Raw genomic sequence first — 20,372 nt, 5'->3', positions numbered from 1 at the left:
CGCAAGGCACGGATCGGCGAAGCACGGACCCGTGAAGCACGGACCCGCAGAACGCGGATCGGAGGAGCACGGGCCGGTAGGAGCACGGGCCGGTAGCACCCGGATCGGCGGAACACGGACCCGCGAAGCACGGCGCCCTAGAGGAAGTACAGCCGGTTCAACGACACCGATTCCGCGGCCTGCGACATGACCGGTTCGCCGTCCATCGTCACCGCCCCCGTGTCGGCGGCGACTCGGACCTCCGCCAGTCGGTTGTTGTGGATCATCGCCGCCGGACCGATCCCCCGGGTGCCGCGTACGCCCACCCGGCGGCGCCGGGTCGGCATCAGGTCGCCGCCGCCGGCTGCCGCCGCCTGCGACGTGAAGGCCACCGACAGTTCCGCCGGCGCCGCGCCGTGGGCGCCGAACTGCGGGCCCAGGACCAGTGGTTCGCAGTTGTCGGTGGACGCGTTCGGGTCGCCCACCACGCCGTAGGCCGGGAATCCGCTCTTGAGCACCAGTTGCGGCTTGGCGCCGAACCACTGCGGGTGCCACAACACCAGGTCGGCCATCTTGCCGACCTCGATCGAGCCGACCTCGTGCGCCAGGCCGTGCGCGATCGCCGGGTTGACGGTCAGCTTGGCGATGTAGCGCTTGACCCGTTCGTTGTCGTGCCGTTCGTGCTCGGCACCGCGTTCGAGCTTCATCTTCCCGGCCATCGCGAAGGTGCGCCGCACGGTCTCGCCCGCGCGGCCCATGCCCTGGGCGTCGGAGGAGGTGATCGGGATGACCCCGAGGTCGTGCAGCACGTCCTCGGCGCCCATCGTGCCCGCCCGGATCCGGTCGCGCGCCATCGCGGCGTCGCCCGGCAGGTCGGTCTTGAGGCCGTGCGCGGACACGATCATGCCGAAGTGTTCGCCCAGGGCGTCGCGGCCGAACGGCAGCGTGGGGTTGGTCGAGGAGCCGATCACGTTGGCCACCCCGGCCATCCGCATCACGTTCGGCACGTGCCCGCCACCACATCCCTCGATGTGGTACGCGTGGATGGTCCGCCCCTCCAGTACGGACAGCGTGTCGTCCACGGACAGGCACTCGTTGAGGCCGTCGGTGTGCAACGCGACCTGTACGTCGTGGTCTTCGGCCACCCGCAGCGCGGTGTCCAGGGCCCGGGTGTGCGCGCCCATGTCCTCGTGCACCTTGAAGCCGGACGCGCCGCCCTCGATCAGCGCCTCGTCCAGCGGCCCCCGTCCCGAGGACGAACCCCGGGCCAGGAAGGCGATGTTGACCGGCCACGCGTCGAACGCGGAGAACGCGTGCCGCAGCGCCCAGGGCGAGTTCACCCCGACCCCCCACACCGGGCCGAACTCCTGGCCGACGATCGTGGTCACCCCGGAGGCCAGCGACGCCTCCATGACTCGCGGCGACAACAGGTGCACGTGGGTGTCGATGGCGCCGGCGGTGGCGATCAGCCCCTCGCCGCTGACGATCGTGGTCCCGGTGCCGACCACCACCTCGACGCCGTCCTGCGTATCGGGGTTGCCCGCGCGGCCGATCGAGGCGATCCGGCCCTCGCGGATGCCGATCGAGACCTTGCGGATGCCCTGGATCGCGTCGATCACCACGACGTTGGAGATCACCACGTCGCACGTGTCGCGCACCGGGATCGCCTTCAGGTGCAGGCCGTCCCGAGCGGTTTTGCCGAAGCCGGCGAGGAACTCGTCGCCGGGCAGCGCCGAGTCGTGCTCGATCTCGATCACCAGCCCCGAATCGCCGAGCCGCATCCGGTCGCCGGCCCTGGGACCGTACGTGGACGCGTAGTCGCGCGGATCCATCACCTGGTCACCGCCGCCGCTCACCGACCGCCGCCTTCCCGGCCGTTGCCCGCATCCGACGCCCCGTCGCCGGCGACCGGCGTCCCACTCGGCTCGGCCCCCAGATAGCCGCACGCGTGCGCCTTGCGCAGTGCCTCCTCCAGCGCGCCCGGCGCGTCCAGCGGCCCGTCCACCAGGCCGGCGAAACCGATCGCCACCCGCGCCCCGCCGATCGGCACCAACCGCACCTCGACCGTCTCCCCCGGGTCGAAGCGCACGGTGGAGCCGGCCGGGACGGCCGGCCGACGCCCGTAGCCGATCGCCCGGTCGAAGCGCAGCCGCGGGTTGGTCTCGAAGAAGTGGAAGTGCGACGTGACGCTGATCGGCACCTCGGAGGTATTGGTCACCGCGACCGACACCAGGTCGGCGTCCGCGTACGGATCCACCGCCGGTCCGCCCGGGATCACCGCGCCCGGCGCGTCGTCGCCCAGCGAGCCGGGACCGGACACCGGCGCCGCGACCGCGCCGGAGCGCGAACCGTGTCCGTGGCAGTGCACCTCGCCCTCGCCCACCGGCAGACCCTCGCCGGAGCGGAACGGGTCGGTCACCACCGCCAGCCGGGTCGCGTCGTCGAAGACCGCCTCGACCTTGACGTCGGCCAGCACGTCCACGACACCGGGCAGTACGTCGATCACCTTGAGCACCGAGCGCCCGGCGTCGATCGCGTCGGCCAACCGGGCCCCGTCCCGAGCCGCCTCGCACACGGTGTCCGCGATCAGCGCGGCGGCCTCGGGCACATTCAGGAGCAGCCCCCGGGCACGCCGCGCGCGGGCCAGCTCGGCGGCTGTGAAGATCAGCAACCGGTCCCGCTCGGTGGGCGTCAGCCGCATGCGCACCTCCGTATTGAATGACGTTCAAACCGCATTGAACGCCATTCAATACCGCCTGTCAACGCTCTCGCGAGGTGTCGGCCGACCCGCTCTCACGCCGCGCCGAAGCCCGTTGGAGCGAGTCGCTCAGCGGGCCAGGCGCACCGCCAGGCCGTCCAGGAGCAGCCGCAGGCCGACCTCGAAACCGCGCTCGTCCAGCGTCTTCGGGTCGCTCGCGGCCAGTGAGTCGGCGAGCGAGGGATATTCGGCCCGGTAGTCCTCGACCGGCCGGGCGAAGCCCTCGACATAGGTCTCGATCACCGACCCGACCACGAGGTAGTCCAGCGCCGCGGACACCTCCGCCGCCTCGGCCGGGCTCAGCCCGATCCGGACCAGGGTGCGGGCGGTGGCGTCGTACGCGGACAGCGCCTGCTCGGTGGACACCGGCCGGCGGGCGATCACCGGCAGCGCCTCGGGGTGACGCAGGTAGGCCGCCCGGTACCCTCGCGCGAACGCGGCGATGCCGACCCGCCAGTCGGGGTCGTCCAGCGGCGCCCGATCGATCTCCCGGGTTATCACCACGGTGATCGCGTCGAGCAGTTCCTCCTTGGACGCCACGTGGTTGTAGAGCGAGGGCCCTCGGACGTCCAGCCGACCGGCCAGCGCCCGCATGGTCAGCGCGCCCATGCCCTTCTCGTCCACCAGCTCGACCGCGGCCCTGGCGATCAGTTCGCGGTCGAGCTTGGGGCGGCTGGGTCGACCCATCGTGCGTTCACCTCTGTGCCGTTCGCGAGCACCGCCGTCGGTCACTCTGCGTTGCCAACCTAGCTCGAAGTCACCTCTTCCCCCGCACCCGGCCGGCGGTTAAGGTCCTCAAACTAACTAAGTAAGTTTTAACATCCCCGTTGCGAGGTCCCGATGAACCACGGCACTTCTCGCCCACCGACGCCCGCCGCGTCGGTGCCGCCCGCATCGAGCCGGCCGGTCGATCACGACGCCGAACAACTCGGCGAGTTGGGCTACGAACAGGAGCTCAAGCGCAGCCTCGGCGTGCTGGGCAACCTCGCCATCGGCTTTGCGACCGTCTCCCCCGTCGTGGGCCTGTACGCCGTCGCGCAGGTGGGCACCACCATCGCCGGCCCGGCCTGGGTGTGGGTGTTGCCGATCTGCCTGCTCGGCCAGGCGCTGCTGATGTGCGTGTACTCCGAGCTGGCCTCGCAGTACCCGATCGCCGGCGGCGCCTACCAGTGGGCCCGCCGCCTGGTCGGCCCCACGTATGCCTGGCTCGCCGGGTGGGTGGGCATGTGCGCGGTCGTGTTCGCCAACACCACGATCGTCTATCTGGGCGCACCGTGGTTCTTCGCGCTGTTCGACGCCGAGCCCACGCCGGGGCGGATCGTCGTGGTGGCCGCGATCTTCCTGATGTGTTGTACCGCGATCAACGCGTTCGGCATCGACGTGCTGCGCTGGGTGCTCGCGGCCGGCATCGCGGCCGAGGCGCTGGCCTCGCTCGGGGTGGGGCTGGCGCTGCTGTTGGTCTTCCGGGAGAACGGCTTCGGCATCCTCACCGACACGATGGGCGCCGAGGCACTCTCCGGGGGCTCGACCTTCTCCGCCCTGCCGGCCGCGCTCGCGGTCGGCGGCTGGGCGTTCTTCGGCTTCGACGCGTGCGTGTCCTCGTCCGAGGAGACCAAGGACGCGGCCCGGCAGGTGCCCAAGGCGATCTGGTGGACGCTGATCAGCGTCGGCGGACTGGTCGTGCTGAACGCGGTCGCCGCCGAGTTGGCCCACCCCGACCCGGCCAGGGTGGTCGCCGGCGAGGACCTCGACCCGGTCACCACCGCCGTGGTGAACTCGTTCGGCTCGTGGTCGGCCAAGCCCTTCGTGGTCGTGGTGATCATCGCGTTCATCGCGTGCGCGCTCGCCTCGCAGGCCGCCGCCGCCCGCTCGGTCTACTCGGTCTCCCGGGACGGCGTATTGCCCGGCTCGCGCGCGCTGCGCGTGGTGAGCCAGCGACAGGCACCCGTCGGCGCCCTGGTGATCACCGCCGCGATCAGTTGCCTGGCCCTGCTGCCGGCCCTGAACAGCGCCGCGATCGGCAGCCTGATCACCTTCGGCAGCGCCGCGATGTATCTCCAGTTCCTGCTGATCGCGCTCGCCGCGCTGATCGCCCGGCTGCGCGGTACCTGGACGCCCGGCGGCCTGGTCCGGTTCGGCCGCTGGGGCACCCCGCTGAACGTGCTCGCGGTGGCCTGGCTGGCCTTCGAATTCGTCAACATCGCCTGGCCGCGCAAGATCCTCGCCCCGCCCGGCGCACCCGCCTACCAGGTCTGGGCCGCCGTGCTGGGCATCGTGGTGGTGGTCGCCACCGGCGTGTTGTACCTGCTGTTCGCCCGCCCGCAGGACAAGGTGCGGGTGAGCGAGAGTTTCGGCGATCGCGGCGCCGACACACCGACCTCGGTTCCACAAGGGAGCAACGCATGAAGCCCGCCGACCTCGTCGTGCTGGACGCACACGTGGTGACGATGGATGAAGACCGACCCGACACCGACGCGATCGCCGCACGCAACGGGCGGATCGTCGCGCTCGGCGCCGACGCCCGGGCACTGATCGGGCCGCGCACCGAGGTGATCGAGGCGAACGGGGACACCGTCACCCCGGGGCTGACCGACTGTCACCAACACCCGGTGATGGGCGCGGACACCACCCGCGGCGCCGACCTGGTCGGCGCGGTCACCCTGGACGAGGTGTTGCGCCGACTCGCCGAGCAGGCCGCACCGTGCGGGGACAACGACTGGGTGATCGGATTCGGTGGCGAGTACGCGGCGTTCGCCGGCCACACCATGCACCGTGACCTGATCGACGCCGCCGTGGGCGGGCGACCGGCGTTCGTGTGGATGTCGGACAGCCACACCGCGCTGCTGAGCACGGCGGCGCTGCGGATCGCCGGGCTGACCGGGCCGCGCGAGTTCGCCGACCACAGCGAGATCGTCTGCGACGAGCGCGGCCCCACCGGCGAGTTGCACGAGATGACCGCGTGCCTCCTGGGCTATCGGGCGGTACCGCCGATGCCGCGCGCCGAACTCCTGTCCCGGGTCGAGGCGTTGTTCGCCGAGCAGAACCGGTGTGGGATCACCGGCATACACATCCCGGACGACGCGCCGCGCACCGTCGACACCCTGACCGGGCTGACCGACGAGCGCCGGCTGAGCATGCGGGTGCACCTGGCCCCGTGGTGCCCGGCCGGCAACGTGGACGACCTCGCCGAGCGCATCCTCGAACTGCGCTCCCTGGACGGGCCGGTCGAACTCGCCGCGGTCAAGTTCTTCGCCGACGGCGCGATCGACGGCGGCGGCGCCTGGCTGCACGAGCCGGACTGCTGCGGCCAGTCGCACCACTCGCAGTGGAAGGACTTCGACCGGTACGCCGAGGCGGTCGCGATCGCCGGCCGCGCCGGGTTGCCCGCCTGGACCCACGCGATCGGCGACCGGGCGGTGGCCCGGACGCTGGACGTATACGCCGAACACGGTGCGCCGCCGGGCACCCGGCACCGGGTCGAGCACGCCGAGGTGCTCGCCGACGCCGAGGTGCCGCGGTTCGCCGCGCTCGACGTGGTCGCCTCGATGCAGCCGACCCACATGGACTGGTCGTTGCCCGACGGCTCGGACAACTGGTCCCGGCGGGTCGGCCCGGAGCGGGCGGAACGGGCCTGGCGCTACGCGGACATCCTGGCCGCCGGGGGCCACGTCGCGCTCGGTTCGGACTGGCCGGTCGCCGCGTTCGACCCGCGGCGCACCCTGGCCGGCGCGCAACTACGGCGCCCGGCGGGCGAGATCGACCGCGCGGCGTACGGCGCCTCGGCCGGCATCTCGGCCCGGCGGGCACTGGCCGGATACACCACGGAGGCGGCCTACTCGGTGGGCCGGGAAACGGTGGCCGGTCGGATCGCGGTGGGCTACCGGGCCGACCTGACCGTGTTCGGCGGCGATCCGCTCACCTGCGCGCCGGACGACCTGCCGGAACTGCCGGTCACCGCGACGGTGGTGGCGGGACGGATCGTGCATCGGACCTGACCACCCGCCGGGACCGCGTCGCCTCTCGGCGCGGCCCCGGCGCGGGCTCGGGGAGGTCCGAGCGGTCCCGGCGTGGGCTCAGGCCCCCGCCGCCCGCAGCAGTTCCGGCAGGGCGCGCATGTCGTCGAACAACACCGCGCCCGAATCCGCCAACCGCTCCGCCGTGGTCAGTCCGCCGATGTAGCCGAACGCCCGCATTCCGGCGGCCCGCGCCGCCCGCACCCCGTAGGCGCTGTCCTCGACCACCGCGCACCGGGCCGGATCGACGCCCATCTCCCGGGCCGCGTGCAGGAACAGATCCGGCGCCGGCTTGCCCTGCGCCACGTCGTTCGCGCTGAACACCCGGCCCTCGAAGTGCCGGTGCAGCCCGACCAACCTCAGGTTGCGCTCGACCGCCTCACGCGAACTGTTCGAGGCGACGCACCACGGCCGGGGCACCTCGGCCAACGCCGCGACGATGCCGTCCACGGCGGTGAGTTCGGCGTCGAAGGCAGCCCGGTACAGGTGCCGGAACTCCTCGTGCCAGTCCGGGTCCAGCCGGCGGCCCAGACGCGCCTCGACCAGCGCCGTGTGCTGCTCGCGCGAGCAACCGACGAACCGTTCCAGGATCTCGGCCTCGGTGAACGCACAGCCCAACGCGCCGAACACCTGCGCGTCCACCCGCACCGCGATCCGCTCGCTGTCCACGAGCACGCCGTCACAATCGAAGATCACCAGATCGAACCCGGTCAGCGTCATACCCGGCAGCCTACGAGGCCCCGGTTTCCGGAGCGGGTCCCGCCCGAGCGGGGCGCCGCCGCCTACGTGGCGCGCACGCCTCGGCGTCGCCGCCTCGAACCGACGTCACCCCGTACGCGCCGGCCGAGGAGGTCGCCGTCCGGCTCGGCGACGCCCTCGGCGGCTCGAACGCCCCGACCCCGAGCCGTTCAGCGCCTTGCCCGGAACCTCATCGACCCTCGAACGGCCAATCGTCGCCGTCGAGTTCGCGCCTTTCGTAGGCCGCCACGATCTCCTTCTCGGCGGCGTCGCGGCCCTCCCAGTGCGAGCCCTCCACCGACTTGCCGCGCTCCAGGTCCTTGTAGACCTCGAAGAAGTGGGCGATCTCGTTGAGTTGGAACGCCGGTACATCGCCGATGTCCTGTATCGCGTGTCTGCGCGGATCACGAGCGGGCACGCACAGGACCTTCTCGTCCGGCCCCTTCTCGTCGCTCATCACGAACATCCCGACGGTGCGACAACGAATCACACAGCCGGGAAAGGTCGGCTCGTCCAGCAACACGAGCACGTCGAGCGGGCCGCCGTCGCCGCCCAGGGTGCGATGCACGAATCCGTAGTCGGCGGGATAGGCGGTGGACGTGAACAACATGCGGTCGAGCCTGATGCGTCCCGTGCGGCGGTCCATCTCGTACTTGTTCCGACTGCCCGCGGGAATCTCCACGACGACGTCGAACTCCACGACGGCTCCTTAACGGCCTATGGATCAAGACCCGATATGCGCGGCATTCCGTATTCCTGACGTACCGTCGAGGACTTTCCCACGTCACCGGGCCGTTACGCACGTGAAGCACGGGACAACCGGGCCATCGGCGCCTCGCGACCACCCGATCGCATCGACCCTTGACTCGGTCAATTAAGTAAGGTTTCCTGTCCGTCGACCCACCGCACGCCCGCCCCGCACTCGCACCACCCCCACGCACCCCACCAGGAGCAGCCGTGATCCGGATCGAGGACGCCGACCGCGTCAGGACCATCACCCTCGACCGCCCCGAAGCGCTCAACGCGTTCAACGAGGCGCTGTACGACGCGACCACCGAGGCGCTGATCGACGCGGCGGCCGACCCGACGGTGGCCGTGGTCGTACTGACCGGCGCCGGACGGGCGTTCTCGGCGGGCACCGACCTGATCGAGATGGCCCAGCACAACAGCGGGACCAAGGTCCGCGGCGAACACGGCTTCGGCGGCATGGTCGACCGGCTCCAGGCGTTCCCCAAACCGCTGCTGATCGCCGTCAACGGACTCGGCCTGGGCATCGGCGCGACCGTCCTGGGCTTCGCCGACCTCGCCTTCATGGCCGACACCGCACGACTGAAGTGCCCGTTCACCTCGCTCGCGGTGGCGCCGGAAGCGGGCAGCAGCGTGACCTTCCCGCAGTTGCTCGGGCGGCAGCGCGCGATGTGGGCACTGCTGAGCAGCGAGTGGCTCAGCGCCGCCGAGTGCCTGGAGATGGGCCTGGTGTTCAAGGTGTGCCCGGCCGACGAGCTGCTCGACGTGACCATGCGGCACGCCCGCGTCCTGGCCGCCAAGTCGATCCCGTCGCTGATCGAGAGCAAGCGGGCGGTCCTGGAGGGACTCGGCGACCAGGTCGCCCGGGCCCGCCGACGCGAGGACGCGGCCTTCGGCCGGCTGCTCGGCAAGCCCGCCAACATCGAGGCCCTCACCGCGTTCGCCGAGCGGCGCGAACCCGACTTCGCGGCGATCGACGCCCGCGAGGGCTGAGGTCGCGGGGCGGGCAGGCCCGGTGGGGCCGGCCGAGTGGGGCCCGGCCGGCGGCGACCTCGGACCGGGCCACCCGCCCTCCCGTCGGGCTCGAACATTCATCAGTTGTCCCGATTTGCCGGATCCGGCCGGAACTGCGGAATACTGTCTGCTCCGCACCACCGTTCCAGTCCCCAGGATCAGCGCCACCCATGAGCAGCCCAGCCGCACAGACCCCAGGCAGCGCCGCCGACAGCGGCCCCGGCCCCGAGGGCGCCCACCACCTCGGTCACACCCTCAAGCCTCGGCACATGACCATGCTCGCGCTCGGCGGCGCGATCGGGGCGGGGCTGTTCGTCAGCACCGGCGCGGGCATCCACACCGCCGGACCGGGCATCCTGATCTCCTACGCGCTCGCCTCGGTGCTGGTGTTGCTGGTGATGCGGATGCTCGGCGAGATGGCGGCGGCCGTACCGCGCAGCGGTTCGTTCTCGGAGTACGCGGGAGCCGCCTTCGGCAGGTGGGCCGGCTTCACCGTGGGCTGGCTGTACTGGTGGATGGTCACCATCGTGCTGGCGGTCGAGGGCTCGGGCGCGGCGGCGATCGCGCACGGGTGGGTGCCGGGCATCCCGATCTGGGTGTTCTCGCTGGTGATCATGCTCGTGTTCACCGGCGCGAACCTGCTCACGGTGCGCTCGTTCGGCGAGTCCGAGTTCTGGTTCGCCACCGTCAAGATCCTGGCCATCGTCGGCTTCCTGGTGCTCGGCGTGCTCGCCATCGTGGGTTGGCTGCCGGACGTCGACGCGCCCGGACTGAGCAACCTCACCGGCAACGGCGGCTTCCTGCCCAACGGTTGGGACGGGGTGATCACCGGCCTGCTCGCGGTCGCCTTCTCCTTCGGCGGCCTGGAGATCGTCACCATCGCCGCCGCCGAGTCGAACGATCCGGCCCGCAACGTGGCCCGCGCGGTGCGCACCGCGGTGTGGCGGATCCTGCTCTTCTACATCGGTTCGGTGGCGATCATCGCCACCCTGCTGCCGTGGGATTCCGACCGGCTCGGCAGTCCGTACGTCTCCGTGCTGGAGGACATCGGCATCCCGGGCGCCGCGCACGTGATGGACGTGGTCGTGTTCACCGCGCTGCTCTCCGCGCTGAACTCGATGTTGTACGGCGCGTCCCGGATGGCGTTCTCGCTGTCCCGGCGCGGCGAGGGACCCCGGCAACTGTCCCGGGTGGCGGGCAACGGGGTGCCGCGCACCGCCGTGCTGGCCTCCTCGGCGTTCGGCTTCGTGGCCGCGCTGCTCAACGTGTGGTGGCCGGAGCAGGTGTTCAAGCACCTGCTGAACTCGGTCGGCGCGATGTTGCTCTTCGTGTGGTTCGCCATCGCCGCATCGCAACTGGTGCTGCGCCGCCGGATCGAGCGCGAGGACCCGGATCGGCTGCTGGTGCGGATGTGGGGCTTCCCGTATCTGACCTGGTTCGTGATGCTCGCCCTCGCCGCGGTGTCGATCCTGATGTTGTTCGACCAGGACGCGCGCCCGCAGTTGCTCTCCTCGGTGGTCGTGGTGGCCGTGGTACTGGGCTTCGCCCTGGTCCGCGAGGCGCGTCGGCGCGATCTGCGCAGGCGGGCGGGCGGCCGGTTCTGACCCGGCGCCCGGCCCACCCGGGCACTCACAGCCCGGCGCGTGCCAGGGCGTGGAGTTGCTCGCTGCTCGGGCACCAGTTGGAGCGCATCTCCTCGGTCGGCCAGCCCGCCAGGGTCGCGCTCGCGGCGAAGTTGGACTGGAGATAGCCCAGCAGGGTGCGGCGCGGGTCCTCGGCCAGTCGGACCACGTCGTACGCCAGCGTCGACCGCGAGCCGTCCGGCAGCCAGACCGCCTCGCGCGGCGACAGCGGCTGCTTCTCGACGCCGTCCGGTTTGGGCGCGGCGTAGGAGTAGTAGGCCGGGTGGGTGACGTTCGGGTCGCCGGCCCAGAAGCCGAACGAGATCACCTCGTGCGAGTACGCCTCGGCGGTCACCGGGTCCACGCCGCTCAACGGCGGCTCCACCCGCTTGCCGGAGAACCGGGTCAGGGCGAGGTCGAACGAGTGCCAGAACAGTTGTACGGGTGAGGTCTTGCCGTCGAACCAGCCCATGAACTCGTCGAACACGTCCGCCGACCAGGTCAGGATCCGCCAGAAGCGCTGCGCGTACTCGGCCTGATAACTCGCGTGCGTCGTGTCCTCGCGAAACGGCGTGGTCAGATGCGGGACCCCGAACGGCCGCTCCAACAACGGCACGTCGATGCCCAGGTCGGCGAGCGTCCCGTGCACCGCGACGTCGAACTCGGTCACGCTCAACCCGTCCACGAGCGCGATCTCGCGCACGTCGCCACGATCGGTACGAAACACCACACGATGGTCGATGAAGTCGAACGCGATATCGAACGCGATGTCGGCGACGGTGATCCGGCGGGTGGTGAAGCCTCGGGCGTCCACCGTGAAGGTGATGTTCCACCAGTGGTTCTGCGGGTGGCTCGCGGCGAGCTTGACCTTGCCGACGATCTGGGCGAACAGATGCAGCGTGTCGAGAGTATCCACCCACGCGTGGTACGGGAGTTCGGGAAGTCGAGGCGGGTCGGCGGGCCCGGTGGCCCGGGTGCGGTCGTTCGAGGGGAAGGCCATGCGCCGATTCTCGCGCCCCGACATCCCATCCGCCCCGTTTTGCTCCGCCGTCCGAGCCGGTTCGGGCGATTGTGCGCCACCCCCCGAACGGGTGAACACGGCCGGAGCGTACCCTGCGTGCGACAACATCCCAACCACCTGTACAGGGGCACTCGTGCGCGTTGTCGTCGCCGGAGCCGGCATCGGTGGGCTGGCCACAGCCCTGAGTCTGCACACGGCGGGTATCACCGACGTGACCGTGTACGAGGCGGTCCCGGAAATCCGCCCGCTCGGTGTCGGTATCGATCTGCTGCCGTATGCGGTCCGCGATCTGACCGCGCTGGGCCTGTACGACGACGTCGCCGAGATCTCGGTGGCCATCGACGAGTGGGTCCGCCACGACGGCGACGGCCGGCGCGTCCACGTCGAGCCGCGCGGTCTCGCCGCCGGCCACGCGTGGCCGCAGTTCTCGGTACACCGGGGCGAGTTGCAGATGTTGCTGCTGCGCGCTCAACTGGCCTGGCTGGGCGCCGAGTCGCTGCGTACGGGCCTGCGGCTGAGCGGATACGCGCAGACCGCGGAGGGCGTCACCGTCGAGTTCACCGACCTGGCGGGCAACACCGTCACGGACGAGGCCGACATCCTGATCGCCGCCGACGGCATCGACTCGGCGGGTCGCGCACTGATGTACCCGAGCGAGGGACCGCCCGCCCGGCACGGCCGAGTGTTGTGGCGCGGCGTATCGCCCTCGCCGGCGCTGCTCACCGGCCACAGCACGATCCTGGTGGGCGACGGCGATCGCACGTTCGTCGCCCAGCCGCTGCGGGCCGCCGAGGGCGACCGCCCCGCACTCCTGAACTGGCTCGCCGAACTCCCGCACCCGGGGCCCCCGGTCGAGCTCGGCGACTGGGAACGGCCGGCCGAACTCGACACGATCCTGGCCCACTTCGCGGACTGGGAATTCGACTGGCTGGACATACCGGCGCTGATCGCCGACGCGGACGTCGCGTACGAGTACCCGACGGTCGATCGCGATCCCCTGCCGAGCTGGTCCGACGGCCGGGTGACCCTTCTCGGCGACGCGGCCCACGCCACGTCCCCGACCGGCACCGACGGCGCCTCCCAGGCCATCCTGGACGCCCGCGTCCTGGCCCAGGAACTGGCCCTCCACACCGACCCGATCGCGGCCCTCACCCACTACGAGGAACTACGCCGCGCCGCCATGACGCCCCCCGACCCGACACCCCCCAACCCCGAGGCTCCGACCGCACACTGACCGACCCACCCCGAAACACGCCCGACGAGGCTGCCGGCACCTACGGCAGGACGCGGGCGGGCGAGTCGGTGGGGGTGGGCGGCGGGGTGGGCCGGGCCGGGGCCGGGCCGGCCCGGGGCAGGTCCCGGGCCGGGAAGTCGAGGCGCCGGCCCGGGGCTCCCGGATGGGGCGGCGGGGGCAGATCAGCGCGGGTGGCATGGGCGACGGCGAGCATCGCGTCGCCGTCGCCGATCACTTGCCATGTGCGGGCCACGGACGTATCGCCGCAACTGCCGCCGGGCTGCGTGCGCGCCGCAGTCGTGCGCCCTGCGACCACGCACCCGGGCTTCGTGGCGAAGGAGCGACCCGGTGCCGCGCGACCGGCCCCACCCCCGGCCGCGCGATGAGCGGGCAACCGGCCGCCCTCTGCCACACCCACCCGACCGTGCTCCACCCCCGCACCGGGCCGGTCCGGCGGGCGGCCCACTCCCACCTGGCGGACGGGCAACGGGCCGCCCCTTGTGGCTCCCACCCGGCCGCGTAGTGGACGAGCGGCCGGCTGCCGGGCCGAGCCGCCCCACCGGACGGGTGGGGCAGCCTGGTCGAGTGGCGGGGGTCGATCCGCGCGACCACCGGGCGACGCGACGTCCACAGGCTGAGCGCGCGTCACCCCGACGCGTGTGCCGGGCGTACCGCGCTCATGGGACCAGGACGACCTTGCCCATGGTTTTCCGGGTGGCGAGTGCCGTGTGGGCGGCTGCCGCGTCGGGGAGGGCGAAGGTCGTTGTGGCGGGGCGGAGTTCATTGGCCGCGGCAGCGGCGAGTGCGGCTTCGGCGAGGGCCTTGATGCCGCCCGGCCGGTTCATCATCCGCGGGCCCAGCGGGTTCTCCACCGTCACCCCGGCATCGGCCGCGGCCTCGGCCAGATCGGGGATGGCCGTGCCGGAGGACCAGCCGAACGTCACCAATCGTCCGCCTCGGCCGAGGAGTTCCAGCGCGTCCCGCCCGATATCGCCGCCGACGCTCTCCAGGACCACCGTCACCGACCGCCCGGCGAGTTCCTCGCGGACCCGGTCGGCCCAGTCGGCAACGGTGTAGTCCACCGCGAGATCGGCGCCCGACGCGCGGACCGCCTCGACCTTGGCCGCGCCGCCGGCCGCCCCCACCACCACCGCGCCGACGCGTCGGGCCGCCTGGACCAGCAGCGTGCCCAGGCCGCCCGCCGCGGCGGGGATCAGCACGATGTCGTCGGCGGTGATCCCGGCCACCTCCAGGATGGCCAGCGCGGTACGCCCGGTGCCCACCATCGACACCGCGATCTCGGCGGGCAGCCCGTCCGGCAACATCAGCAGCGCCTGATCGTCGATGATCGCGAACTCCGCATAGCCGCCAGCGCGGTTGCCCAGATGTGCCACCACCCGCCGACCCACCAGGACCGGGTCCACCCCGACGCCGACCGCGTCCACCGTACCGGCCACTTCACGGCCGAGCGTGGCGGGCAACTCCGGCTTCGGGAACGGGCCCATCCCCTCACCCGCGCGCAACATCACATCGAGTAGATGAACTCCCGCTGCGGCAACGGCGATCCGTACCTCCCCGGGCCCGGGCTCCGGAGTCGCCACCTCCTCGTATCGCAGGTTCTCGGCCGGGCCGAACTCATTCAGGCGAATCGCGCGCATCGAACACTCCGGAGTTTGGCGAAACAGAAGGAACCACAAACACGGGCGCCAGTCTCGAACCTCAAGTTCACTTCATGTCAAGCGCCACACCCGACAACACGACGACCGGCTCCGACCCCCGCGGCCTCCCGCGCCGTACCGTGGGCCCATGTTCGACGCCGAGGAAGCCGCCGCCACACTCGTCACCACCCTCGCCGCACTGGGCACACCGGAGCGCGCCGAGGCGGAAAAGGCGTACCTGAAGAGCGATCTGACCTTCCTCGGCGTCACCGTCCCGGTACTGCGCAAGGCGGTGACCTCGGCGGCGCGCGCCCGCCCGGAGCCGTCCCATCCCGAACTCCTGGCCCTGATCGCCGCGTTGTGGTCCCGACCCGTGCACGAGAGCCGGTTCGCCGCGATCGAGCTGATGCGCATCCACGTGCGGGTACTCACCCGCGCGGACCTGCCACTCGTCGCGCGACTGATCCGGGACGCGGCGGGCTGGGTGTATGTGGACGTCCTCGCGGAGAAGGTCGCCGGAGTGCTGATGGGCCGGACGCCCGCGGACTTCGGCACCGCCGACGCGTGGGCCGGCGACGAGGACTTCTGGCTACGCCGCGCGGCCCTGCTCAGCCTGCTCCCGGGCATCCGCGCGGGCGAGCCCGACCTGGTCCGCTTCGACCGCTACGCGGACGCGATGCTGGACGAGCGGGAGTTCTTCATCCGCAAGGCGATCGGCTGGCTGCTGCGGGAGATCGCCAGGCGGGACCCGGCCTACGTGATCGCCTGGACCACCGCGCATCGGGCCCGGATGTCCGGAGTGACCTTCCGCGAGGCGATCCGCCGACTTCCCGCCGCCGACGCGGACCGGTTGCGCGCCGCCGGTTGATGCGTGCCGCCCGCGGTGGGCGGCACGGCAGGATGTGTCGATGACGACTCACCTGGTGGCCATGGGCGGCGGCGGCTTCTCGATGAACGAAGGCCCCTCCGCCCTGGACCGATACGTACTCGACCTCGCCGGTCGGCCCCACCCGCGCGTGTGCTTCATACCGACCGCCTCCGGCGACTCGGCCGGCTACGTGGACCGATTCCTCCGCGCGTTCGGACAACTGGACTGCGAGGCGGGCGAGTTGAGCCTGTTCCAGCGCACCGGCGTCGACCTCGCGGACATGCTCGCCGAGCAGGACGTGATCTACGTGGGCGGCGGCTCCACCGCCAACCTGCTCGCACTGTGGCGCCTGCACGGCCTCGACGTCGCGCTCGCGGTGCGGGCCGCTGCGGGAGACCTGGTGGTATGCGGCCTGAGCGCGGGCGCACTGTGCTGGTTCGAGGGCGGCATCACCGACTCGTTCGGCCCGGAACTCCGCCCCCTCGCGGACGGCCTGGGCTGGGCCGCGGGCAGCGTCTGCCCCCACTACGACGGCGAGGCGGGTCGCCGTCCGGCGTACCACGCGGCGATCGAGGCAGGCGTCTTGGCACCCGGCTACGCCCTGGACGACGGCGCCGCGATCCACCTCGTCGACGGCAGGGTGCACGGTTTCGTCGCCGAACGGGCGGAGGCACAGGCATACCGGGTCGAGCCCGGGGTGGGCGGGGTGGATGGGGTGAATGGGGTGGATGGGGTGGATGGGGTGCGGGAGTCCGCGTTGCCGATGGTCCGGTTGTGACTTGGTCCGTGACGTGACCTGTGATCTCACCCGAGTGTCGCCTGGCCTTTGACCTGGATACTTACCAATCTTCTGGTACCTGAATTTCAGGTAGGTACTTGAGCGGAATGCAGCGCAGGAGCAGCATCGATACCGCGAGCCGAACACCCCCGACGGGCCTGGCCCCGGGCAACCCGCCTCGCGCTCCCACCACCGCGATGGAACGAGTTCGACATGCCTGCCTTCGACATGCCCGCTTCCGACACGCCTGCTTCCCCTCATCGGCCCGATGCCCCCGATACCTCCGTGTCCGTCCTCGGCCTGGGTGCAATGGGCACCGCGCTGGCCGACGCGCTCCTTGCCGCCGGCCACCGCGTCACGGTCTGGAACCGCTCTCCGGCCCGCGCGGACGCCCTGGTCGCCCGCGGCGCCACCCGCGCCGACTCGCCCACCGAGGCGGTCGCCGCGAGTGCGCTGGTGGTGGTGTGCGTAACCGACTACGACATCGCGAACACGCTCCTGGCCGACGTCGGATCCACCGCCGACGCCGACCCGTGGGCCGGCCGCACACTGGTCAACCTGACCTCGGACACCCCCGAGCGCGCTCGGGAGGCCGCCGCCTGGGCCGCGGCGCGGGACATCCCCTACCTCGACGGCGCGATCATGGTGCCCACTCCGGTCGTGGGCACCGCCAACGGCCTTGTGCTCTACAGCGGTTCACGCCCCGCGTTCGAGGCCCACGGGGCGACGCTGCGGGCGTTCGGCCCGAACACGCCGTTCCTGGGCGAGGATCACGGCCTGGCCGCCGTCTACGACCTCGGCATGCTGGACTTCTTCTACACCTCGATGGCCGGCCTGACCCACGCCTTCGGTCTGGTCGGCGCGGACGGGGTGTCGGCAGCCGAGTTCCTGCCGTTCGCCAACATCATCTTCGGCATCCTGCCCAACATCATGACCGCCATGACCACAGCCATCGACACCGACACCCACCCCGGCGACCAGGGCAACCTGACCATGGAAGCCGCAGGCATCGACCACATCCTCACCGCCGCCAAAACCCGCGGCCTCGACGTCGGGGTCCTGGAAGCCGTCAAAGACCTCACCACCCGCACCATCGCCCGAGGCCACGGCCCCAACGCCTTCACCGCCACCATCAAAACCATCCGCAACCCATAAGCCGAGTCGGGAACAGGGCGCGGGGAGGAGAGCAGGTGGGGGCGAGAGGGGGCGGGGAGTGAGCGGGAGGCAGCGGGGAGGGAGTGGGGAGGGGGCGGGAGGCAGCGGGGAGGGGGCGGGAGGGAGTGGGGAGGAGGCGGCGCTCAGCGAGGGCGGCGAGGCGCGGCGGGCGGGCGGGTGCTTTTCGGCTTCGCCGGGAAGCCTTTCGAATGGGCCGGGTGCTTTCGAGGTGCGGTGCGTCTTGGTCGGGTTGGGCACGGGTGGCCTTGTGCTAAACGGTCGGCGTGGGCTGGTGGAGGTGGGCCCGGTCCCACGGTCACCGGCGGCCGGGAGCCCTGAGCTCTCCGGCGAGATGTGGGTGTTGCTCGGCGGGAAAGGCGCCGGCAACGGCGAATCGGGAGGGCGGTCCGGTCGGGTCCGCCGGGGAGCCTTCCCGAGTGGGCCGGGTGTTCGCGGCTGGCGGTCGCGTCTTGGTCGGCAGCGGGTGGCCTTGTGCTAAACGGTCGGCGTGGACCGGCGGAGATCAGCCCAGTCCCGGGGTCACCGGCGGCCGGGAGCCCTGGACTCCCCGGCGAGACCTGCGCGTTGCTCGCCGGAAAAGCGCTGGCAACGGCGCGGAGGGAGGGCGGCCCGGTCGGGTCCGCCGAGGAACCTTCCCGAGTGGGCCGGGCGTTCGCGGCCAGCGGTCACGTCTTGCTCGGCAGCGGGAGGCTCAGTGCTAAACGGTCGGCGTGGACCGGCGGAGATCAGCCCGGTCCCACCGTCACCGGCGGCCGAGAGCCCTGGACTCCCCGGCGAGACCTGCGCGTTGCTCACCGGGAAAGGCGCTGGCAACGGCGGAGCCGGAGGGCGGCCCGGTCAGGTCCGCCGAGGAGCCTTCCCCAGCGCGCCGGGCGTTCACAACCGACGGTCGCGCCTTGGTCGGCAGCGGGAGGCTCAGTGCTAAACGGTCGACGTGGACCGGCGGAGAGCGACCCGGTCCCACCGTCACCGGCGGCCGGGAGCCCTGGACTCCCCGGCGAGACACGGGCGTTGCTCACCGGGAAAGGCGCTGGCAACGGCGGAGCCGGAGGGGCGGCCCGGTCAGGTCCGCCGGGGAGCCTTCCCCAGTGGGCCGGGCGTTCACAACCGACGGTCGCGCTTTGGTCGGCAGCGGATGGCTCAGTGCTAAACGGTCGACGTGGACCGGCGGAGATCAGCCCGGTCCCACCGTCACCGGCGGCCGGGAGCCTTGGGTTTCCCGGCGAGAGGCGGGTGTTGCTCGGTGGGAAAGGCGCTGGCAACGGCGCAGCGGGTGGGTGCTTTCGTCGGGTCCGCCGGGGAGCCTTCCCCAGTGGGTCGGGTCGTTTCGGCGGGCGGTGGCGGGAGGGGAGGAAGGCGGGGCCGTGGGTGGGCGGTTCCGGTTGCTGGAGGGCACAACCCGGCCCTCGACACGCGCTCTTCCCGGTCGGTCCCGTAAAACCGCAGGTCAACGGGAAACCGCGCGCTCGAAGCAGTCCCGGGATCCGGATCATGACCCTAGAAGCCCTCAGACCGCCTCTCGCCCGACCGTCCCGCCCCCACAGCCCCCCAAAAAACGACCCAACCCACTGAGGAAAGCTCCCCGACGAGCCTCACCGAGCTACCCTCCCAGGCGCCCCGACCCGAAACGCCCACCGAGAGCCCGACCCACCCTCAATCCACCACCGGCATTCACAAACCGGCCCTCGGCACGCACTCCCGCCGCCCATCCCCGCAAAACCGCAGGTCAGCGGCAAACGACGCGCCCGAGGTCGCCCCATCATCCGGATGCAGACCACCCAAGCCCACCAAGAGCCCTTCCGCCCACGACACCCACTCCAAACGCCCGCAGAAAAGGCCGGGCCCACTCGGGAACGCCCCCCGGCGAACCCGACCGGACCGCCCTCCCGCTCCGCCGTTGCCAGCGCCTTTCCGGCGAGCAACGCCCAGGTCTCGCCGGGGAGTCCAGGGCTCCCGGCCGCCGGTGACCCCGGGACCGGGCTGATCTCCGCCGGTCCACGCCGACCGTTTAGCACTGAGCCATCCGCTGCCCACCAAGACGCGACCGCCGGCCGCAACGGCCCGACCCACTCGGAAAGGCTCCCCGGCGGACCCGACCGGACCGCCCTCCCTCCGCGCCGTTGCCAGCGCCTTTCCGGCGAGCAACACCCACCTCTCGCCGGGAAACCCAGGGCTCCCGGCCGCCGGTGACCGTGGGACCGGGCCGATCTCCACCAGCCCACGCCGACCGTTTAGCACTGAGCCACCCGCACCCAACCCGACCAAGACGCGACCGCCGGCGGCGAGCACCCGACCCACCCGACAAGGCCCCCGGCGGACCCGGCGAAAGCACCCACCCGCTCCGCCGTTGCCAGCGCCTTTCCGGCAAGCAACACCCACCTCTCGCCGGGAAACCCAAGGCTCCCGGCCACCGGCGCCCACGGGACCGGGCCCACCTCCACCGAGCCACGCCGACCGTTTAGCACAAAGCCACCCGCCGCCGACCAAAACGCGACCGCCCGCCGCGAACACCCGACCCACTCGGAAAGGCTCCCCGGCGAACCCAACCCGACCGCCCACCCGCTCCGCCGTTGCCGGCGCCTTTCCGGCAAGCAACACCCACCTCTCGCCGGGAAACCCAAGGCTCCCGGCCACCGGCGACCACGGGACCGGGCCCACCTCCACCGATCCACGCCGACCGTTTAGCACAAAGCCACCCGCCGCCGACCAAGACGCGACCGCCGGCCGCGAACACCCGACCCACTCGGAAAGGCTCCCCGGCGAACC

16 protein-coding genes are annotated in these 20,372 nt (G+C 71.7%); 8 read left to right on the top strand and 8 right to left on the bottom strand.

The annotated features are described in order from the left end of the window. Positions 1-137: 137 nt before the first annotated feature. The 3 genes from ABZ374_RS11305 to ABZ374_RS11295 all read right to left on the bottom strand — a co-directional run bounded on the left by ABZ374_RS11305 (position 138) and on the right by ABZ374_RS11295 (position 3,424). Entirely contained in the window at positions 138-1,811 is a 1,674-nt protein-coding gene (locus tag ABZ374_RS11305; RefSeq protein WP_360309597.1) for an urease subunit alpha, read from the bottom strand. Positions 1,812-1,831: 20 nt separating this feature from the next. Further along, entirely contained in the window at positions 1,832-2,680 is an 849-nt protein-coding gene (gene ureA, locus ABZ374_RS11300; protein WP_360309452.1) for an urease subunit gamma, read from the bottom strand. A gap of 126 nt (positions 2,681-2,806) precedes the next feature. After that, positions 2,807-3,424, bottom strand: coding sequence for a TetR/AcrR family transcriptional regulator C-terminal domain-containing protein (locus tag ABZ374_RS11295; protein WP_360309450.1), 618 nt, complete (start codon positions 3,422-3,424; stop codon positions 2,807-2,809). A 153-nt stretch (positions 3,425-3,577) separates the two neighbouring features. On the opposite strand from ABZ374_RS11295, the gene ABZ374_RS11290 reads away from it, so the two are divergent. Continuing rightward, positions 3,578-5,143 (top strand): APC family permease, encoded by a 1,566-nt coding sequence (locus ABZ374_RS11290; protein ID WP_360309448.1) that lies wholly within the window; start codon positions 3,578-3,580, stop codon positions 5,141-5,143. Next, a complete protein-coding gene (locus ABZ374_RS11285; protein ID WP_360309446.1) occupies positions 5,140-6,732 on the top strand; it encodes an amidohydrolase in 1,593 nt (530 codons plus the stop codon). The genes ABZ374_RS11290 and ABZ374_RS11285 overlap by 4 nt, the downstream gene beginning before the upstream one ends. A 78-nt stretch (positions 6,733-6,810) precedes the next feature. Here the strand turns inward: ABZ374_RS11285 and ABZ374_RS11280 are convergent, their stop codons facing one another. Together ABZ374_RS11280 and ABZ374_RS11275 are read right to left on the bottom strand one after the other, a co-directional pair. Beyond that, a complete protein-coding gene (locus tag ABZ374_RS11280; protein WP_360309444.1) occupies positions 6,811-7,470 on the bottom strand; it encodes an HAD family hydrolase in 660 nt (219 codons plus the stop codon). A gap of 208 nt (positions 7,471-7,678) precedes the next feature. Then, the gene (locus tag ABZ374_RS11275; RefSeq protein WP_360309442.1) at positions 7,679-8,188 is read right to left on the bottom strand and encodes an inorganic diphosphatase; all 510 of its coding nucleotides are present in this window, start codon (positions 8,186-8,188) and stop codon (positions 7,679-7,681) included. A 257-nt stretch (positions 8,189-8,445) separates the two neighbouring features. Here ABZ374_RS11275 and ABZ374_RS11270 point away from each other — a divergent pair, with 257 nt between their 5' ends. After that, positions 8,446-9,228 carry an enoyl-CoA hydratase-related protein gene (locus ABZ374_RS11270; protein ID WP_360309440.1) on the top strand — a complete coding sequence of 261 codons (783 nt, stop codon included), beginning with the start codon at positions 8,446-8,448 and terminating at the stop codon, positions 9,226-9,228. A 191-nt stretch (positions 9,229-9,419) separates the two neighbouring features. After that, positions 9,420-10,853, top strand: a complete 1,434-nt coding sequence (locus ABZ374_RS11265; RefSeq protein ID WP_360309438.1) for an amino acid permease — start codon at positions 9,420-9,422, stop codon at positions 10,851-10,853. Between the two features lie 25 nt (positions 10,854-10,878). Here the strand turns inward: ABZ374_RS11265 and ABZ374_RS11260 are convergent, their stop codons facing one another. Next, positions 10,879-11,871 carry a DUF5996 family protein gene (locus tag ABZ374_RS11260; RefSeq protein ID WP_360309436.1) on the bottom strand — a complete coding sequence of 331 codons (993 nt, stop codon included), beginning with the start codon at positions 11,869-11,871 and terminating at the stop codon, positions 10,879-10,881. Between the two features lie 154 nt (positions 11,872-12,025). Between ABZ374_RS11260 and ABZ374_RS11255 the strand changes: the two genes are divergently transcribed. Beyond that, a complete protein-coding gene (locus ABZ374_RS11255) occupies positions 12,026-13,126 on the top strand; it encodes an FAD-dependent monooxygenase (protein WP_360309434.1) in 1,101 nt (366 codons plus the stop codon). Between the two features lie 40 nt (positions 13,127-13,166). Here ABZ374_RS11255 and ABZ374_RS11250 read toward each other — a convergent pair whose 3' ends face one another. Further along, a complete protein-coding gene (locus ABZ374_RS11250) occupies positions 13,167-13,379 on the bottom strand; it encodes a hypothetical protein (RefSeq protein WP_360309432.1) in 213 nt (70 codons plus the stop codon). A 424-nt stretch (positions 13,380-13,803) separates the two neighbouring features. Beyond that, positions 13,804-14,784: a zinc-binding dehydrogenase gene (locus tag ABZ374_RS11245; protein ID WP_360309430.1), complete on the bottom strand. Its 981-nt coding sequence runs from the start codon at positions 14,782-14,784 to the stop codon at positions 13,804-13,806. 148 nt (positions 14,785-14,932) lie between these two features. Between ABZ374_RS11245 and ABZ374_RS11240 the strand changes: the two genes are divergently transcribed. The 3 genes from ABZ374_RS11240 to ABZ374_RS11230 all read left to right on the top strand — a co-directional run bounded on the left by ABZ374_RS11240 (position 14,933) and on the right by ABZ374_RS11230 (position 17,585). Beyond that, positions 14,933-15,652 (top strand): DNA alkylation repair protein, encoded by a 720-nt coding sequence (locus ABZ374_RS11240; RefSeq protein WP_360309428.1) that lies wholly within the window; start codon positions 14,933-14,935, stop codon positions 15,650-15,652. A 40-nt stretch (positions 15,653-15,692) separates the two neighbouring features. Next, positions 15,693-16,430 (top strand): peptidase E, encoded by a 738-nt coding sequence (locus ABZ374_RS11235; protein WP_360309426.1) that lies wholly within the window; start codon positions 15,693-15,695, stop codon positions 16,428-16,430. A 213-nt stretch (positions 16,431-16,643) separates the two neighbouring features. Next, positions 16,644-17,585, top strand: a complete 942-nt coding sequence (locus tag ABZ374_RS11230) for an NAD(P)-binding domain-containing protein (RefSeq protein WP_360309424.1) — start codon at positions 16,644-16,646, stop codon at positions 17,583-17,585. The last annotated feature ends 2,787 nt before the right edge of the window (positions 17,586-20,372 follow it).

The organism is Embleya sp. NPDC005971, assembly GCF_040629175.1.
Taxonomy (GTDB): Bacteria; Actinomycetota; Actinomycetes; order Streptomycetales; family Streptomycetaceae; genus Embleya.
Note: the sequence above shows the minus strand (reverse complement) of the source record. Positions and strands in the feature narration are given on the sequence as shown.

What these genes read in the sequence shown, in the direction of transcription:
- ABZ374_RS11280 (WP_360309444.1), bottom strand. Translation starts at nt 7,470, where the DNA reads ATGACGCTGACCGGGTTCGATCTGGTGATCTTCGATTGTGACGGCGTG.
- ureA (WP_360309452.1), bottom strand. Translation starts at nt 2,680, where the DNA reads ATGCGGCTGACGCCCACCGAGCGGGACCGGTTGCTGATCTTCACAGCC.
- ABZ374_RS11295 (WP_360309450.1), bottom strand. Translation starts at nt 3,424, where the DNA reads ATGGGTCGACCCAGCCGCCCCAAGCTCGACCGCGAACTGATCGCCAGG.
- ABZ374_RS11290 (WP_360309448.1), top strand. Translation starts at nt 3,578, where the DNA reads ATGAACCACGGCACTTCTCGCCCACCGACGCCCGCCGCGTCGGTGCCG.
- ABZ374_RS11230 (WP_360309424.1), top strand. Translation starts at nt 16,644, where the DNA reads ATGCCTGCCTTCGACATGCCCGCTTCCGACACGCCTGCTTCCCCTCAT.
- ABZ374_RS11235 (WP_360309426.1), top strand. Translation starts at nt 15,693, where the DNA reads ATGACGACTCACCTGGTGGCCATGGGCGGCGGCGGCTTCTCGATGAAC.
- ABZ374_RS11245 (WP_360309430.1), bottom strand. Translation starts at nt 14,784, where the DNA reads ATGCGCGCGATTCGCCTGAATGAGTTCGGCCCGGCCGAGAACCTGCGA.
- ABZ374_RS11305 (WP_360309597.1), bottom strand. Translation starts at nt 1,811, where the DNA reads ATGGATCCGCGCGACTACGCGTCCACGTACGGTCCCAGGGCCGGCGAC.
- ABZ374_RS11285 (WP_360309446.1), top strand. Translation starts at nt 5,140, where the DNA reads ATGAAGCCCGCCGACCTCGTCGTGCTGGACGCACACGTGGTGACGATG.
- ABZ374_RS11260 (WP_360309436.1), bottom strand. Translation starts at nt 11,871, where the DNA reads ATGGCCTTCCCCTCGAACGACCGCACCCGGGCCACCGGGCCCGCCGAC.
- ABZ374_RS11265 (WP_360309438.1), top strand. Translation starts at nt 9,420, where the DNA reads ATGAGCAGCCCAGCCGCACAGACCCCAGGCAGCGCCGCCGACAGCGGC.
- ABZ374_RS11240 (WP_360309428.1), top strand. Translation starts at nt 14,933, where the DNA reads ATGTTCGACGCCGAGGAAGCCGCCGCCACACTCGTCACCACCCTCGCC.